This is a genomic window from Mameliella sp. LZ-28 (assembly GCF_012274245.1).
GTDB lineage: Bacteria > Pseudomonadota > Alphaproteobacteria > Rhodobacterales > Rhodobacteraceae > Antarctobacter > Antarctobacter albus.
Genome location: NZ_JAANYX010000036.1, coordinates 252,656 through 270,500, shown reverse-complemented (window position 1 = coordinate 270,500; position 17,845 = coordinate 252,656). Strand labels below are relative to the sequence as shown.

Genomic DNA, 17,845 nt, shown 5'->3' with positions numbered 1-17,845 from the left:
TGCTTTCCCTCAGATCGTTTGTAGCGTTTCACTCAAGTAGCGGTTCTTTCGCCACCATGTCCCGATAACGACGACGGTTACCAAGAGTGATAGCAGGAAAACCGCGATGAATGCGCGCCAGAAAAGCCCCTGTTTCATCGCCAGCCATTCCACCGGCAGGTCAAAGGCATTGGCGGCATAGGGCGCCGCGTAGGTCTGAAAGATCCAGTGCAGCCCCAGGAACCAGAAGATCGCAAGGCACAGCAACACGGCAATCTGCGTCTGGATCATCATCGCCATGTGGGCAACGGTGTAGCCAAAGGCCTTCATCACCGCGATCGACTTTTCGTTGCGCTGGACAAAGGCGGCGGTGGCCAGCGCGGTCGAGATCACGATGGTGGCGGCAAAGGTCCAGGACAGCACAGCGAAGGACACACTGGCCCCGTCCATTGCCCGCAGCATCCCCCGCACCTGGTTCAGGATGTCCTGGTCCAGCTTGAACCCGAACAGGACTGGCGTTTCATCCGGCGTACACTCGGGCATGTCGGGAAACTTGCAGACCACGTTTTCAAAGCTGGTCTTGTCGAAATAGACCGCCGCCTCGCGGTAGGTGGGCAGGGTGATCTTGCCGTTCTGCACGAAATTGTCCGGCGGGGCCTCCAGGAAAAGGTCATGATAGACCAGTTCGGTCACCGCCAACGGGTACTTGCGTTCCCCGCCGCCGGGGAATTCCTCGGCCACGCCCAGAACCGGCAGGCCGATGGTGCGATTGAACAGTTCCAGGCAGATCTCCTGACCGGCTTCGATCCGGAATGTTTCCATGAACCCCTGCGTCGCAAGGATGCCGGGCCTGGTGCGCCATTCGGGGTCGGCCTCCACCCCGTTCCAGGCCGGAAAGGAAAGATCCTCGAACAGCGGTTCGCGCGCGTCAAAGACCTGCATGGTGCGGATATAGGGTTCGATCCCGTCCAGGGGGCGCGTGTTGCAGGTGCCGTCCTTGGATTCATCGGGGAACCAGAGGTACTGCTGTTCGTGGACGCGGCGGCCAAAGACGCGGCGCGCTTTGTCGCTGGCCTCGGTGGCGATGGGGGCGGCATCGAACAACGTCTTGTCCAGCACCCCCAGAGAGGCGATGTCCAGCGTTTGCCCGCCGTTGTAGACCGTGCGCATGGTGAAATGCGACATGCTGGGTTGCGACAGTTGCGCGTTCAACGCGGCCTCTGTCACGTTGCGGCCAAGCGCCACGAAGTAAAAGACCGTCAGCCCCAGAAAGAGGATCAGGGTCAAGGAGCGCGTCATCGCCTGGTAGAGACCGCGCAGATGCGCCCAGATCCGGTTTGACCCGGCGGCGACGGCCCGGCGCATCCCCAGCGACACCTCGTCGACAGCGCAGTTCACGACAAAGCCGTAGGACCGCAGAGAGCCGGGGCGCCAGCGGGGCGCCCGCGCCAGCTCCATCTCGTCCGGTGCCGCATCGCCCGGACGGTCGATCATCCGGTCGAGCGCCTCGACCGTCAGGGCGGGCTGCTTGCGGCCCTGTTCGATCAGGTCATGCAGGATGTCCAGGCGTTCCTCGTAGGGCGCGTCCAGCGTCCAGGGCTGGCCGGTTTCCGCATCACAATAGACCCGGCCAGACGAGACCAGTGCCACCCGGTCCGCGTAATGTGCTGCCAGGTCCAGCTCATGCGTCACCCAGAGCACCGCGCAGCCGGTTTCATGGGTCCACCAGCGCAGCGCCTCGATGACGTTCTGGCTCATGGTCTTGTCGAGGCTGCTGGTCGGCTCGTCGCAGACGATCAGGTTCGGCTCGACACAGAGCGCGCGGATGATGGCGATGCGCTGGGCCTGACCGCCAGAAAGCGTTTCCGACAGCTTGTCCCACTGCGGTCCCAATTCGAAGTCCTGGGCCAGGTCGCGGGCCAGTTCCCCGGCATTGCCCTTGTTCGAGATATGGCCCGCCATCTTGGCATTGGCGCGGGCGGGGATCGCCTTGATCAGCTGCGCTTCCTGGAAAACGAAGGCGATCTCGCCCGGGGGCGGCCGGTTCTCGCGCAGCTGGTCCCAGACACGCCCGTCCTTGCCCCGGTACAGCAGTCGGCTCTGGTCGTTGAGGCGGTTGGGCTTGCGCAGTCCGGCCAGGATGCTGAGCAGGGTCGACTTGCCGGACCCGGACTCACCGATGATGGCGGTCACCTGGCCGCGGGGCAGGGTGAACTTGTCGGCATAGACACCGCTGGACGGTTGGTTTCCAGAGCCATTGTCGGCATAGACACAGCCAAGCCGCTCGGCTTTCAAGACCCAATCGTCACCCGCTGTCAAAATCGCCTCCGGTCGCCATGCGTTTATGTATTACATCAAACAGTAGGCAAATTAGGTCTGGCCAATCCAAAGAGCAACGGGATTCCTGACCGCCTTGCGCTGCTTTGCGGCAGGTCTTCCATCTCAGGCCTGTTGGAGATGTGGCGGGAAAATATTCCGTGGGACAGTCGCTTGCGCAGGGTTTGTCGCGCCCGGGTCGCGGTTCTTGAGGGCCAAGCCGGTCCATTTGTCGCCAGCAAGTCAGGAAAAGGTGAAAGTGGATCATGGTTAACGGACCCAGGGTTCCGGGTCCCTGATCGGTAAACAATTCCTGCCTGTGTTGGGCGATTGGTGCGCGCTTGGAAATCGTCGTCGCCCAAAGGCCGTATCTGGGGCGTTCGCCGCACTCTCCGGCTTCTTCCCGCTGCCCGTTTTCGAGGCAAATCAGGGGCAGGGGCTGCGGCTGCTGCCCTGGGCAAGCGCCCTTGTGACCTACAAGGGTGTCACCTAGGATCGTGAGCGTGTTGCGAAAACAGGAGATTCGGTTTGCATGTTTAGGCTTGTGCCAAATTCCGGAATTCAGTTTTTCGATTTTGAGTTTAATGTAAAAGACTTTCGCAGCATCCGGTTTTCCGTCGTGCGCGAGGAACGGACCCTGCGGTTTTCCCGCCTGCAATTGCACGAGGACGGGGAAAGCTACATCGACGAGTCCGGGCGTCCCGTCGCAGACGATGACCAGGTGTCCGGCAGCGTCGAGGCCGCGCTGCGGGACTTTGCCGGGCAATGGCTGCCCTTGCCGTTCTTTCGCAATGACAGGACCGGACCTCTGAACTGGGCGCGGGCCTATTTCCCGCGCAAGCAGCGGTCCGCGGACGTCAAGATCGTGCTGGTTTTCGATACCACACTGGGCGAGCACGAATCCGGACGCGCGCTGGAAGGGGACGAGCTCAACCGTATCGCCTCGCTCATGCCGGTCGAAAGCGACGTGGTGGCGGGCGAGACGACCTTTGGCGTGCCGAAGGACCACGAGGGCATCCGCACCTTCTTTGAACAACGCTGGGTCGGGGACTGGATCAAGAAAAGCTGGGTGCGCCCCGAACGGATCAACCCCGAGGCTGAAGAGATCCGCAATCGCAAGGCGCTGGCCAACTACCTGGCGCTGCTCTATTCCTTCGGCTCATCCGAGACGGTCGATTTCCCGCGCTGCCGCTTCATCGACAATACAGCCGACTCCACCCACCGCCCGATCGACGTGGACCTGGTGCTGGACATCGGCAACTCGCGGACCTTCGGCCTGCTGATCGAGGATGACGAGCGCGAACCGCATGTCGACCTGACCCGCAGCTATCCGCTGGAATTCCGCGACATCTCGCAACCCGACCAGGTGCACAATCGTCCCTTCGAAAGCCGGGTGGAATTCTGCAAACCCTTCTTCGGGCCTGCCAACCTGTCGCGGCTGACCGGGCGTCGGTCGGCGTTCCAGTGGCCCTCGGCGGTGCGGATCGGCGACGAGGCCGTGCGCCTGTCGCATGAATACAGCAGCGTCAACGGCGTTACCGGCATGTCCAGCCCGAAACGCTATCTCTGGAGCCGTACGCCGGTTTCCGTCGAATGGCGGTTCAATTCCGGCGGGCGCGAATCCGAGGACAGCGCCCTGGACACCGGCGGCTATTTCCGCAACTTCGCTGCCGACGGTGAATACCTTGCCGATGTGCCAGACGCGCTGCCGGCGGTGACGGCGAGTTTTTCGCGCTCTTCGGTCATGACCTTCTTCCTGATGGAACTGCTGTTGCAGGTCCTGCGCGAGATCAACAGCCCGTCACGCCGTGAAAAGCAGGGCCAGCAGCTGCAGGCCCGGCGCCTGCGCCGCATCGTGCTGACCATGCCGACGGCGATGACGCGTCCGGAACGCTCCATCCTGCGTCGCCGCGTCGAAACCGCGATCAAGGAAGTCTGGCAGGGGCTGAACTTTGCGCCCGACACGCAACCCAAGCTGCAGATGCAGTGGGACGAGGCCTCTGCCACGCAGGCGGTCTTTGTCTACAACGAGGTGGTGGAGCGGTTCTTTGGGGACACGGCGTCGTTCATGTATGCCTCGTCGCGCCCCGAGGCCCGCGACCGTCCCTTGCGGATCGTCAGTCTGGACATCGGCGGCGGGACCTCGGACCTGATCATCAGTTCCTACCGGAACGATGAACGCTCTCTCACGCCGAGGCAGGAATTCCGCGAAGGCTTTCAATGTGCCGGGGACGACATCGTCAAGGCGGTGATCGAGAACCACGTGATCCCTGCACTGACGGAATACCTGGCGAAACAGGATGTTCCGGGGGCCAAGAACTTTGTCGTCTCGCGCCTGGGCGCGGTCAGGGCAGGGGAAAGCGCGAAACGGCTGATCCGGCGCCAGCAGTTCTCGCAACAGGTGCTGACGCCCTTCGCCTACTGGCTGCTGGAGGCGCACGAGGGCAGTGACCGGTTCGGCGAAGACCTGCAGCTGAGCGCATCCTGGGACCGCGTCTTTGGCGAGACCCAGCCGACGCGCGAGGTGCTGGACCATATCTGCGAGATCGACGGGCTGGCGGAGCCGGTCGACCTTTCGGGCTTTTCCTTCTCCGTCACCTCGGCGCAACTGACACACACGGTCTACAAGGTCATGGAGCCCTTTATCGACTGCCTGGCCGAGGCGACCTATTATTTCGACTGCGATTTCATGCTGCTGGCCGGGCGGCCCTCGCGGTTCCCGGCCCTGCGGGCGATGATCGCCCAGCGGATGCCGGTCATGCCAGAACGCATCGTGACCATGCATGACTATGAGGTCGGCGCCTGGTATCCCTTCCGCAACTTCAACGACGAGATCGGCGACCCCAAGACCTGTGCCGCCGTCGGCGCGATGATCTGCGCCCTGTCCGAGGGGCAGCTCAACGACTTCCACATGCGCACCAGCGAGCTGACCATGCGGTCGACCGCGCGCTACATTGGCCAGATGAACCAGGGCCGCATCCGCGAGGATCAGCTGTTGTTCCGTAACGTGGACATGGAGCAGGACGACCAGTCGATCGAGGACGCGGTGTTCCGCTGTCACCCGCCGGTCGCGCTGGGCTTTCGTCAGCTGGACCTGGATCGCTGGCCGGCGACGATGCTGTACAACGTGACCCTGTCCAAGTCGAACCTGGAACGAGACCCGCCCTCTGTGATGGACGTGACGCTGACGCGGTTGCGGCCAGAGGATGATCCGTTGGAAAAACTGTTCGAGATCGAGGCCATCGTCGATGGCAACAAGGAAGACCTGCCGCGTGGCCTGGTGCGGATGAACCTTCAGACGATGGTGACGACGGATGTGCATTGGGCCGAGTCGGGCAGCTTCAACCTTGGGGGGATGATGTGATGTCGGGGGCTCAGGAGGCATTGGTGAGCGCGATCTCGGCGCACCGCGCCATCGCGGGCAAGTACAAGACCTGGGTGCGCAAGCATGCGGATATCGTCGGCCTGCGCCACGACCCGGTCGAACGTGAATGCGTGCTGATGGAAACCGAACTGGGCCGCCTGGAACGGGCGGCGCAGCGGCGCATGTGCGTCGGCGTGTTCGGTGCCAGCCAGGCGGGCAAGTCCTACCTGATCTCCTCGCTGGCGAGCAAACCGGGGGAACAGCTGCTGGCAAAGGCGGGCGACCGGACGTTGAAATTCATCGGGGACATCAACCCGGCAGTCAGCGGCAAGGAAACCACGGGCGTGGTGACGCGGTTCACCAGCACCGAAACGCTGGATGATCCGAACTACCCGATCGAGCTGTCCCTGCTGTCGGAAATGGACATCGCCAAGATCCTCAGCAACTCCTACTTTTCGGACTTCGAGACCGATGCCCTGAAACGGGTCTCGGGCGACGAGATCGAAGCGACGCTGGGCGAGGTCGCCCTGGCCGTGGATGCGGCGCGCAGCGACAGGGCCTATGATCTTTCGGCCTACCTGGAACGCCAGCTGCACCCGGATGTCTACCGGGCGAATTTCGCGCAGTTCAAACCGCACTGGGGCCGTATCTCGGAAATCCTCGAACACGGGGCAGTGGCGGACCGGGTGCGCGCCTACAGCCTGTTCTGGGGGCGCAACAGCTATTTCACCGAAGTCTTCGAAAAGATGATCTCGGCGCTTGAGGAATTGGGCCACGCGGATCGTTGCTGGGCCACGCCAGAGGTTTTTGACCCGCAGGCCAACGTGATCCTTGTATCGGCCCTGCAGCAGATCTGGAACGGCAGCGGGCTGGAGGCAAATATCCGGACCAACAGCGGCGAGATCCGCAAGGTGGATCACGCCACGCTGTCGGCCCTGGTGACCGAGCTGAAGGTGGTCATCAAGGAACCGCCGGCGGATTTCTTCGGCACCACGGACCTGCTGGATTTTCCTGGCGCTCGTACGCGGAGCGAGGAAAAGGCCATCGACGAAACCGTGGTCGGCAAGGCGCTGGTGCGCGGCAAGGTGGCCTATCTCTTCGACCGCTACCTGGACAACCGAGAACTGACGGCGATGCTGCTCTGTGTCGGGGACGGTCCGCAAGAGGTCGGCCCGCTGGCCGGGATGATCGAACGCTGGATCACCGTGACCCACGGCAAGACCCCGCAGGCCCGCGCGGATCAACCCTGCGCGCTGTTTTTCGTTGCCACCAAGGCGGACCTGACCTTCAACATCGCTTCGCGCGATGCGGTCAACATGCTCGAGGACCGGATGCATTCCATGCTGGAACGGTTCGGCGGCGCGCGCAGCGGCGACGAGGCGGAAACCGGTGCGGCGTCGATGTCCTGGGTGCGCGAATGGCAACCGGGCAGCCAGTTCCGCAACATGTACTGGCTGCGCAATACCAGCCAGCCTTCCACGGGCATCCTCAGCCGGGGCGAAAAGAACACGCCAGAGTTCGAGGAGACGGGCTTTGACACGCATCACACAGAGGTCTTCAAGGCCCTGCGAGAGGCGGTCACGACCTCGGCCAAGGTCAGCCAGCATTTCCGCGAGCCCGACAGGGCCTGGAACGAGATGTTGGAGCTGAACGACGGCGGCCGCACCTACCTGATCTCGAACTTGCAGAGCGTCTGCCACGTAGGGTTCAAACGCGATCAGCTACAACGCGAGTTCGCCGAGTTTCAGCAACGGCTGGAGCGGCTGTTGAGAGAGTTCCATGCCGACGGCGATGCGGAAAGGGTGTTCAAGGAACGCTCCAGGGCGGTGCGCGCGGCACTTCAGGACGTGCGTGCCTGTGCGTTGCAGCAGAAATTCGGCGAGTTCCTCCTGATGTGCTACATGTCGGAGCGCAGCCTGAAAGGCATCCTGCGCCAGTTGGAGCGCGAGGATCCCGATACCGGCCCCGCCGTCGTGCGCAAGGAAGACGATGGTTGGGACGCCATCTTTGACGACGACGACGAGGACATTGCCGAGGACGAGGCGCCCGAGATGCCAAAGGAACGGCACGATGTCTTTGCCGATCGCGTCCTCAGCACATGGTCCGATCAGTTGCAGGCCGTGCTGGAGAACCCGCGCGTGTCGCGCTACCTGAACATCTCGCCCGAGAACCTGGAAACCATGTTCAACGAGATGCGCGAGGGCGCGCAGCGTGCCGGGCTGGCCGACAAGGTGGCCCAGACCTCGCGCGATGCCTCGCAGTTCCCGCGCTCCTCCGAACGGTTGATCCCGCACAAGGCGCGCATGGCCTCGCTGACGGTCAACCATTTCGTCAACCAGCTGGGCTACGAGGCGGGCGAACTGACGCTCAAGGACAAGGCGCGGACCCCGCTTTTCGACCGCCCCGTCACGCCCGATGGCGGTGTTCCCGACCTGCCCAAGACGGCCGAACCGCGCGCCGTCAAGATGGCGCAGCATTGGGCCTGGGCCTTCAAGAACCTGTCCGAGAGCAATGCGCGGACCGATGATGGCCTGTCCGGAGTGGATCTGGCGGCCAACGCGGAACTGGGGGGGCTGATACAGGCCATGACGGACAGCAAGGCCTGACCGCGTGACCAGGCTTTTCGACATAGAGACGGATGATGGCCTGGGCCTCTTCGCGGTTGTCGAGGCTCCCGAGGGCGAGGTGGCGGCGTGGTCGATCACCCGCACCGGCTCTCAGGACACCCGGCTTTATGCCAAGGACGATGACTGGACCTCGGAACGCCACGAAGAGGTGTTCCGCCCGGCGGAGCAGCTGGAAAAGGGATCTGTCGGTGTCCTGATCCCGCCGGAAATGGCGATGAACCTGGAACCGGGGGTTCCGGTCACTCTGAACCTGCGGACAGCGCAGGGGGGAGAGGTCTCTTTTGGCCTGCCGGTGTCCACCAGCCACCCGATGTGGGGCGGGGCAGAGGCCGCCGGGCTGGCGCCGGATCCGGCCAGCACCGATGTCGTGGAATCCGAACTGCGGCTGGACGGTGCCGGGGCCAAGGCACCCGAGGACGAGGACCCGGCAGAGCCTGCAGGAGGGCCAGGACCGGAGACAGAGCGCACCGGCGACCCGGTGACCGACCCTGCGCGCCGTCGCTGGCCCTGGTGGCTGGCGTTGCTGTTGCTCCTCTTGCTGGCGGTTCTGGTCTATTTCCTTTTCCTTCGTGACGAAGGGCCAGAGCCGATCGTGCTGCGCGACGACCGATTGCACCTGGCGGCGGGCGAAACACAGGGCGAGGTTGCACTTTTTGCCAATGACGACCTGCCTGCCAGCGCCCGCCTTGCGGGGTGCGACGGTGTGTCGGCGCTGCCCGGCGCGACGGATGGCAGGGTGACGGTCCTGCGCAGTGCGCTGTCCGATGGTGCTCCGACCGTCTGGACCTGCCGGATCGACCCGGGGGATGGGCGCGCCATCCAGACCAGCCTGTTGACCGTCAGTGCCGATCCTGAAACGCCCAAGGAAGAGCCGGAGCCTCAGGTTCCCATTGAGCCGCCCGAGGTGGATCAACCGCCGAAGGCTCAGGAGCCGCCCGTAGATCTGACGCCGCGGGAAAAACCGGAGGTGCCGGGCACGTTGGCCGACCCGGATCCCGATACGCCACCCTCAGGACCACGCCAGACGGACGCCGAGGCCTGCCAGTCCGGGCGCTACCCCGAGACGCCGCTTGGGGATGGGACGAACCCGCCCATCGCCTGCGCCGACCGGTTCCTGCTGCGTGGCGACCCCAGCGGTCAACATCGGCTGGCGCCCTTGCGCAACGATCTCGACGATGCAGGACGTGCCGGGCTGCGGATCGCCTCTTGCGAACCGGCGCAGCGCGGCGATCTGACGGTTACTGTGTCCGGGGATGGCACACGGATCGTTCTGACCGACGCACAGGTGCCTCGCACGTCCACCTTTGGCCTGCGCCTCAGTTGTGTCATCAGCGACGGCGACGGGCTGACCGCGCAGGCGCCGGTCTCGGTGATCCTGGTGCCCGGAGACGCGGCGCTAGACGACAGTGCACCGGACAGGGCGCCGGACGGTGGGACTGCCCGGATCACCACCGATGGCCGCATTTCCGGTGCTCCTCCGGCGCCGACCCCGGATTTGGACAAGTAAGGATTAGACCCGATGAAACTGCTGACATCCGAGCCAAGGTCGCGCGTTTCAGGGATCGGATGGTCCGAACGCAACGTCATGCAGCTGTTCCAGCAGTTCGAGACCGCCTTCAAGATGCGCCTGTCCAAGGATGCGCAGACCTTTTTCGCCATGCCCGAGGCCGTCGGCGACGACCGGATCGATTTCTACACCGAAGATTACAAGACGGCGGTGAAATACGCCGACCAGCGGCCCGACACCCGCAAGGAGATCGACGGCCGGATCGAAGCCATCGTCAACGAGATCGAGGCTTTTCGCCAGGGGCTTGCCGACAGTGGCGACAGCAACAATCGCAACATCGCGCTGGCGTTGGAAAAGGCCTTTCGCGTGCCCAGCCGGGATGCGATCTGGATTGTCGATGGCGCGCCTGTGGTCACGTTGTGGGGGTTCCAGTCCGATGGCGCGTCTCTGGATCTGCGCAGCATCAAGATCCCGAAAAAGGACAAGCCCGTCGCGGGGGCGGCGGATGACGCGGGCCGCAACCGCAAACGGCTGTTGTTAGGTGGGCTCGCGCTGTTGCTGCTCTTGCTTGGCCTTCTGGCCTTTCTTTTCGGTCCTGCGCTCTTGTGCGACTTCGGCCTGCGTGCCTGCAACGCGCCGATTGCACAGGAAGACCGGGGCGTGCTGCCGGATGGGGCGGATTTTGTCGATGTGAACGTCGTCGCCAATGACAGCGATCCCGATGGCGACCCGATCACCATCGCCAGTTGCGATGCGCCGGGCATCGTGCGGGACGACCAGACCGTGCGCTTTGCCCGCGATCCGGCGCAATCCTCGGGCGAGGTGAGGTTCAGCTGCACGGTGCAGGATCCGTCTGGCCTGACCGATGCGGCGGATGTCGTGATTGCCGTTGGCGGTCAGGGCGGCGCCGGGGCCGGTACGGGCGGGGGCGTATCGGGCACGGCGCCGTCGGCGCGCACGGTGTCGGCCATCCTGCCCCCGGGTGAGCCAAGCGTCTCGGTGGACGTCCTGTCGGGCGTGGTGAACGGCGGCAACCGGGTCTGGCAGGTGGTTGGCTGTGATGCGCCTGGCGTGGTGGAAAATGGCCGTGTCACCTATCCGCGCAACCCCGATGACACCGTCCAGAGCGAGACATTCGACTGCCGCGTCCAGAGCGATGACGGGTTGACCCTGACCGTGCCCGTCGAGGTCGCGCGCGAGGCCAACCGTTGCACGCCCTTCACCACCAACCTGCCGGTCCGCCTGCTGATCGGGGCCGACTGGTCGTCCAGCATGGACCAGAACCGCCAGCAGCCGCCGCACAACTTCAGCCGGATGCTGGACGCGCTGGAAGAGCTGCGCACACGTCTTCCGGCAGAAACCTTCGCCACGCTCGAGCTCATGCGGGGGGAGTTCCCGGTCGACCTACGCACCGAAGGCGCGGCCTTTTTGTCCGATCCCACGGCCAACGGGCGCCCGACGCCCCGGTTTGCCGCCTATATCGAGTGGCTGCGCCAGGAGATCCAGAAGGCGGGAACCGATTTCTCGTTGATCACCGTGGTGACGATCACCGATGCCCAGGACAACCCCGAGGATTTCCTTGCTCAGTTCGAGGCCGCCTTCCAGACGTCCCGCGTGCCGATCGAACACACGCTGATCACCCTGACAGAGCCCAAGCCGCAGTGGGCGGACCTGTATCAGCGCATGGTCTGGCCTCCGGATGAAACCCGCAACTACCGAGAGTTGCTGGATGCCCCAGCTCAATCGCGGTTGCCCTCCGAGATCCTGCAAGCGGCCCGCATGGTGGTGCGCGAAGAGTGCGGAACGCCCTGATGGCTTCCAGTTTCCTGATCCGGACGGATGAAAGCCAGCAGGCGCCGCAGGGGGCCTTTGGCCGCCCCATAACCGCCTATTTCCCGCAGCTGCGCGCCTATGTCGCCGAGTACCTGGGCGGGGAAACGGCCGGCTATTTCGCCGAACCCGTCCGTGAGGCCGAAAGCGGCTTTACCGATTGGTTCACCGATGCGGCGGGCGACCCGCAACCGCTGTCTGCCCTGCGCGGGCCGGAACGGCGCGAGGCCCTGGCCCAGCTGGCCGAGTGGCGCCGCGAAATGCGCGCCTTCGCCGAAGCGGCCCCGGCGGAAAACGCGGGACAGATCCACAAGATCCTGTCGCTGGCTCTGACCGACCCATCCGAGGATGACGTCTTTGTCACGGGCGGCAGACCTGTGGTGGTGAACTGGGGGTTCGAGCCGCCGCGCGATTTCGTGCCGCTAACCTATCCCGGGACAGAGCGCCGCGCGCCGCCGCGGCCCGAACCGCCCAAGGACCCGGAAACAGCCGGGACAGAGCGCCGCCTGCTGGGGGTCAGCGTCCTGACGCTGTGTATGATTGGGGCGCTTTGTCTTGCGGCATTGACCCTGTTCGGAAAGTCGGCGGGGCTATTCGATGCGCCTCTGGTTGTCGCGGCAGAGCCTGACGGCAGCGATCCCGCCGAATTGGCCGAATTGCGGCGCCTGCAGGCCGCGAACGAGGCTTTGCGCCGGGACGTGGATGGGCTGCAGGAGGATCTGCTGGATCGTGCCCTGGCCTGTCTTGGGCAATGCACCGCGCCGCCTGTGCCGGTGGACCCGACACCGCCCCCCGTTCCGAACCCGGAAGGTCCGCCTCAGGGTACGCCGGTTGATCCGCCCGCGTCACCCCCGGCAGACGAACCGCCCGCCGATGATCCGCCGCCGGATGAGCCGCCGATCGTGGACCCGGCCCCAAGCGAGCCGCCTGCTGACGACCCGCCCGCCGGTGATCCGCCGCTGGACGAGCCTCCGGCCGATGCTCCCCCGGCTGACGAGCCTCCGGTTGATGACCCGCCCGTGGACGAGCCTCCCGTGGACGAACCTCCGGCCGACGCGCCTCCGGCAGATGATCCGCCCGCTGACGACCCGCCTGCGGACCCTGACCCCGAGGGTGATCCGCTTGTGGTGCCGGACGGGGCCGAGGATGTCGACGACCTGTCCTTCCTCGAAGGCACCTGGCGCTCCGTCGCCGAACAGCTTTTCCTGACTTTCTCGGACAGCGAACGCCCGGACCTCAAGATCGTTGTCGAATATGACATCGATGCCTCCGGCGAGGGCACGCGCCGGGTCCTGCTGGAGGACGGGACCGTTTGCACGGGCACCGTGACCGCCTCTTTCGATGCGCAGAACCGCCTGCAGATGGTCGAGGGAGAACGCGCCGATTGCGGCGAGGGGCTGTTTGTCGTGCCCTATGCCGTGACCTGTGAAATCGCCCAGGACCGGACCGCGGACTGTACGCTGACGCCCCGCGATGCCGGGGATGATGCCAGCGTCAAGACAGAGTTGAGGCGCCTCCAATGACCGCGAAAACCAGCCCCCAAGCCCCCGCCTGGTGGACCATACTGCGTGCGGCGGTGATCTTTGCCAGCGGGTTGCTGATCGCCGTGATGATCGCGCCCCGCTTTCTGTCACAGCCGCCCGACCTGCCCCGGCAAAGCTCGGACCCCTCGGTGCTGTCGTCGCTCCTGGCCTTTGAACAGGGTGTGGGCCAGCGCCTGCAATCCCGGGTGGCCGAGGCGGAGCAGCGCCTCTCCGGGTTCCAGTGCACCATCGACCAGGCCAGCCCGAACACGGGCCCCGCGCCGACCGTCTTTGCCGGTCGCCCTGACATGTCGCGCCTGCGAGCGGTCGCCGATGGGGCCGTGGTCTTCATCCAGGCGGGCGAGGGATCAGGCACTGGATTCTTCGTCACGCCACGGCATGTCGCCACCAATGCCCACGTCGTGGGGTCGGAGGTCGATGTGCTGGTCTATTCCGAAACGCTGTTCCCGACCCCGGTCCGGGGTCGTGTCACTGCCCGCACCGTCAAACGGGGCGAGGGCCTGGCCGAACGCGACTATGCCATCGTCGAGGTGGAGGGCGCCCAGGGTGTGCAACCATTGCAGTTCATGAACAGAGTGACCGAACTGGACCCGGTGGTTTCCGTCGGATTTCCGGGCCTGTTCCAATCCTTCCAGCAGACCGGCCTGCCGCGCATGATCTTTCGCGCGGGCGAATTCATCGACGCCCTGCCGCAGGCGGACGGGCGCGAGGTCTTTGCCCATTCCGCCGAGGTCCTGCAGGGCAACAGTGGTGGCCCGCTGATCAACGCCTGCGGGCAGGTCATCGGCATGAACACCTTCATCATCTGGGCCAATCCCTCGGGCGAGGGGGCATCGCCCAAGGTGAAAACCGATTTCGCCCTGCCATCGGCGGACCTGGCGAACTACCTGGCTTCGGAAGGGGTGACGGTCACCACCGCACAGACCTGCGAGCCCTGAGGGTCACTCGGCCTCCTTCACTCAGCGCGCCACGCGAACGCATTCCAGTGCTTGTGGCACGCCGCAATAGATCCCGACGACGTGAATGATGGCGCGGATTTCCTCCCAGGAAATGCCGTTTGTCCGGGCGCCGCGGCAGTGGGTTTCCCATTCCTGCATCTTTCCCAGCGCGCCGATCATGGCAAGGTTCATCATGCTGCGTGTCTTGGCGTCGATCACGTCGTCGCCCCAGCCGAACCCCCAGCACCAGGCGGTCATCGCCTCCTGGAAAGGGCGGGTGAAGTCATCGGCCTCGGCCAGGTTCCGGTCAACATAGTCTGCGCCCAGCGTTGCCCGGCGTTGATCCAACCCTTTCAGGAACAGGTCTTCGTCGATGTGCTCATCTGCCCATATCCTCGTTCAGCATCTCCAGCAGCGAGGCCTCTATCTGCCCCGCGCAATAGACATCCGCGCGATCGGCCCAGTCGTTGCGCAGACGCACCAAGGCGGGCAAGGCGGCCACGCGGTCCACCAATGCGGTCAGCACCGGCGCGTGCTCATGCAGCAGGGGCCGAAGTGGCGGCAGGCGATCGACCATCGTGTGCCACAGCGCGGCCAGCGTGAGGTCGGCGAGGCCCGGCGCCTCTGCGCCGGAGACGAACCCATCCGTTGCCGTGCCCCTCGTCTCCATCACCAAGCGTTCGTGGCCCCGCATCCAGCGTGGCAGGCGATCCTCCCGGAAGGCGGTCCAGCTGTCCCGCGTCCACATGGTGGCACCATGATGGCAGGTGATCTCGAGCAGGATGTCCGAGGCATCGCAGAGCAGGCGCAATTCCAGGTCCGGATCGTGCGACAGGTCGTGTTTGCGCCCCAGGTACATGCAGATGGCGGGCATCTGCGACAGGGCCCGCCCGGTGTCATGGTCGATCAGCACGGGCGGGCCGATGAAGGGCGTCGGCTGCTCTTCGGGGCGGGCGGTCTTGGCGGCCAGGACGGCGTCAAAGCCCGGTTCGTCCCACTCTGCACCCGCCTGGGCCAGGATGAACCGAGGCACATGGCCCCGGAAGGGGATGGGCCAGTAGAGCAATGTGTATGACATGGGGCCTCCGGTCTTCGGCCCGAGGCTACGCCGATTCCGCCTGCGGGGTCATCCCTTTGCGGAGTCGCGGCGCGGTTCAGATCACCAGGTCGATTTCTTCCGGCGCGGGGTCTTCCGGGGGCGGCTCGGCGGCCTCTGGCGGCTGCATCAGCGCCTCGTACAGGGTGGCCTGGTCGGGATCGGTCGCGGTCAGCTGGTATTCGTCGGCGACGTATTCGCGCTGAACCCAGTCCACGTAAGAGCCGATAAGCGCGCCATCGCTGCCAAAGACCAGCGGATCATGGGCGGCATAGGTGTCAAAGGTGGTTTCCACCACGGTCTGTTCTTCGGGCGTCAGGTTTTCTTCCAGCCCCCAGGAGGCATAACCGACATAGCTCGTGACCGTGAGATCCGCGTTGTAACCGGTCACGGCATCGGTCGCAAAGGCCGCCGTGGTCAGGTGGTCGGAATGCTCGATGTCGGCCAGGTCGCTGGTGTGGTCCTGGATATGGATATGGTCCGGCGTGTGCCGTTCCATCAGCGCGGTCAGCAGGCCGGTCAGCTCTTCGGAAGTATAGGTGGCGCTGCCATCCACTGCCGTCACGCTGTCGATTTCTCCCTCGGCCAGCTGCTCGAGGCTCTGGTAGCCGTAAGCGGGAGAGCCGCTGCCATCCCCGAACCCGTCCGGCAGGCGCAGGAAATACAGGCGCACGTCGGGATCATCGGCCAGGTAGGAACTGGCCACTTCGTAGGTCGTGTCACCGACCGTCACGCTGACGGTTTCATCCACCCACTCATCGGACCCAGCCATGTAGCCATAGGCCGCCTTTTCCCCGGCCTCGCGTCCGGCCCAGTAGTCTTCGCCGCGCCCTGCATCACCGGCGGTCAGGTAGATGGTGGTCACGGGCGTGTCGCCGTCGATCAGCGTGTCCAGCGTCGGGTTCATGAACAGCAGGTCGTCGTCCTGGTGAGCCACGATCACCATGTCGCCGCTACCGGCGACGGGCGGTCCGGGATCGACGGGATCGGTCGGGTCCACCGGATCGGTGGGGTCCGTTGGGTCCGTGGGGTCGGTCGGATCGCCCGGGTCTGCAGGATCTGTGCCATTGGTGACGGTCAGGACCGCGACTTCGCCGATCAGCGGTGAGTCCCCGTCCCAGTTGGAGCTGCCTACCAGCAAGTTGGCACGATCCACGTCCGCCGGAACCACGCCTTGTTCCTCTGCCAGCCGCACGCCATTCTTGTCGATCCACATCAGCCCGGTTTCGTCGATGCCGAAACTCCAGTCGGCGGTCTCTCCCTCCACGATGGCGGCCTCGGCCACGACGCGATAGACCTCGCCGTCCTGCCAGAGTTCCAGCATGATGCCAGAGGTGTTCTCGATCTGGGTGAAAAGGATATTGTTCGTGGCCGGGCCGTCGCCAAAGTCGATGACCCGCTGCCAGTATCCGCCCTCGATGTCATCGAAACGCACGGTCGTGTCGATCCGGAAGGCCCCGTCGATCTGTTGCGGGCCATCGACAGGCTCCACCGGATCAACGGGATCAACCGGGTCGGTCGGATCTACCGGATCAACCGGGTCCGTTGGGTCCACCGGGTCCACCGGGTCCACAGGATCGCTCGGCCCCTGTGTCACCGTCAGGTCCAGCACGACGCCGTCAAGTGGTTCTCCGTCGGGCCCTGCGGCGCTCCCGACCGACAGCGGACCCCGGTCCACGTCCGCAGGCACCACCCCGGCGCCCTCTGCCAGCAAGGTGCCGTCCTTTTCCAGCCACATGCGCCCGTCCGGGTCTATGCCGACGGACCAGACCGCGTATTCCCCTTCGACCAGGGCTCCTTCGGCGATGATCTCGTGGGTGGTCCCGTCCTGCAGGATGGAAAAACGCAGGGCATCCGAGGTCCCCACCTGTTGCAACCGGATCGCGCCCTCTGGGCCGTCCCCGCCAAAGTCGAAGAGGGTCTGGTCCTGCGCGGCGTCAAGATCGTCGAACCGGGCGACAAGGTCCAGTTGAAAGGCGCCGTCGATCTGTTCCGGCATGTTCAGGCGTCCGCCATCAACGGTGTCGCCGGTGTTGGTCACGTCTATTCCCAGGACGGCACCGTCCAGCGGCGTGTCATCCGCCCAGTTCGACTCTCCCAGCAGTTCGTTGAGCCGCACCGTGTCGGTGGGGACCACGCCGGCCGCTTCGGCCAGTCGGACACCGTTCTTGTCGATCCACATGGTGCCATCAGCCGCGATGCCGACGTTCCAGGTGGCGGTTTCGCCTTCGACGATCGCCTCTGGTGCGGTGACGCGGTAGGCCTGTCCATCCTGGTAGAGGACGAACATCAGGGTGTTGGTGTTCTCGTATTGTGTCAGCAGCAGGTTGTTGCTGTCCGGCCCGTCGCCAAAGTCGAAGACACGCTGCCAATAGCCAGCGTCGAGGTCGTCGAAACGCGCGACCACTTCGATCTCGAAGGCGCCGGTCACATCCTCGAAGTCGTCAAGCGGCCCTGAAATTCCCAGAGGTGGCATGGCCTTTCTCCCTTGGCCCGCACGGAAGTCCACCGTTCGGAGGTTATGGATTTCTGGAATACTTCGGCCGGGGGCCGTCAATCGGACTGAAAAACAGGTCCATGTTAGCAGTTTCTCGCATGGGTTGTGCAACGGGTATTGCTTCAGGTGGAAACTCTGCATTGCCGG

10 protein-coding genes are annotated in these 17,845 nt (G+C 64.6%); 6 read left to right on the top strand and 4 right to left on the bottom strand.

Annotated features, from left to right (window positions below; genetic code table 11):
- Positions 1-9: 9 nt before the first annotated feature.
- Entirely contained in the window at positions 10-2,298 is a 2,289-nt protein-coding gene (locus G9Q80_RS25225) for an ABC transporter ATP-binding protein/permease (protein ID WP_069208953.1), read from the bottom strand.
- A gap of 529 nt (positions 2,299-2,827) precedes the next feature.
- Here G9Q80_RS25225 and G9Q80_RS25220 point away from each other — a divergent pair.
- From G9Q80_RS25220 to G9Q80_RS25195, 6 genes are read left to right on the top strand one after another with little or no spacing between them, the layout of a single operon-like run.
- The gene (locus G9Q80_RS25220) at positions 2,828-5,659 is read left to right on the top strand and encodes a virulence factor SrfB (RefSeq protein WP_043138415.1); all 2,832 of its coding nucleotides are present in this window, start codon (positions 2,828-2,830) and stop codon (positions 5,657-5,659) included.
- Between the two features lie 23 nt (positions 5,660-5,682).
- Positions 5,683-8,265: a virulence factor SrfC family protein gene (locus G9Q80_RS25215; protein WP_157903834.1), complete on the top strand. Its 2,583-nt coding sequence runs from the start codon at positions 5,683-5,685 to the stop codon at positions 8,263-8,265.
- 4 nt (positions 8,266-8,269) lie between these two features.
- Positions 8,270-9,793, top strand: a complete 1,524-nt coding sequence (locus G9Q80_RS25210) for a hypothetical protein (protein WP_088715370.1) — start codon at positions 8,270-8,272, stop codon at positions 9,791-9,793.
- 12 nt (positions 9,794-9,805) lie between these two features.
- Positions 9,806-11,605: an Ig-like domain-containing protein gene (locus G9Q80_RS25205; protein WP_088715371.1), complete on the top strand. Its 1,800-nt coding sequence runs from the start codon at positions 9,806-9,808 to the stop codon at positions 11,603-11,605.
- Positions 11,605-13,146, top strand: a complete 1,542-nt coding sequence (locus tag G9Q80_RS25200; RefSeq protein WP_157903835.1) for a hypothetical protein — start codon at positions 11,605-11,607, stop codon at positions 13,144-13,146. The genes G9Q80_RS25205 and G9Q80_RS25200 overlap by 1 nt, the downstream gene beginning before the upstream one ends.
- Complete coding sequence (locus G9Q80_RS25195; protein ID WP_088715372.1) at positions 13,143-14,105, top strand: trypsin-like peptidase domain-containing protein; 963 nt, start codon at positions 13,143-13,145, stop codon at positions 14,103-14,105. Before G9Q80_RS25200 ends, G9Q80_RS25195 begins: the two co-directional genes overlap by 4 nt.
- A 21-nt stretch (positions 14,106-14,126) precedes the next feature.
- Here G9Q80_RS25195 and G9Q80_RS25190 read toward each other — a convergent pair whose 3' ends face one another.
- From G9Q80_RS25190 to G9Q80_RS25180, 3 genes are all read right to left on the bottom strand, one after another.
- Positions 14,127-14,453, bottom strand: a complete 327-nt coding sequence (locus tag G9Q80_RS25190; protein WP_232788219.1) for a carboxymuconolactone decarboxylase family protein — start codon at positions 14,451-14,453, stop codon at positions 14,127-14,129.
- Between the two features lie 31 nt (positions 14,454-14,484).
- Positions 14,485-15,183, bottom strand: coding sequence for a glutathione transferase, Atu5508 family (gst, locus tag G9Q80_RS25185; protein ID WP_088715374.1), 699 nt, complete (start codon positions 15,181-15,183; stop codon positions 14,485-14,487).
- Positions 15,184-15,259: 76 nt separating this feature from the next.
- Positions 15,260-17,677: a PIG-L family deacetylase gene (locus tag G9Q80_RS25180; protein WP_088715375.1), complete on the bottom strand. Its 2,418-nt coding sequence runs from the start codon at positions 17,675-17,677 to the stop codon at positions 15,260-15,262.
- Between the last annotated feature and the right edge of the window lie 168 nt (positions 17,678-17,845).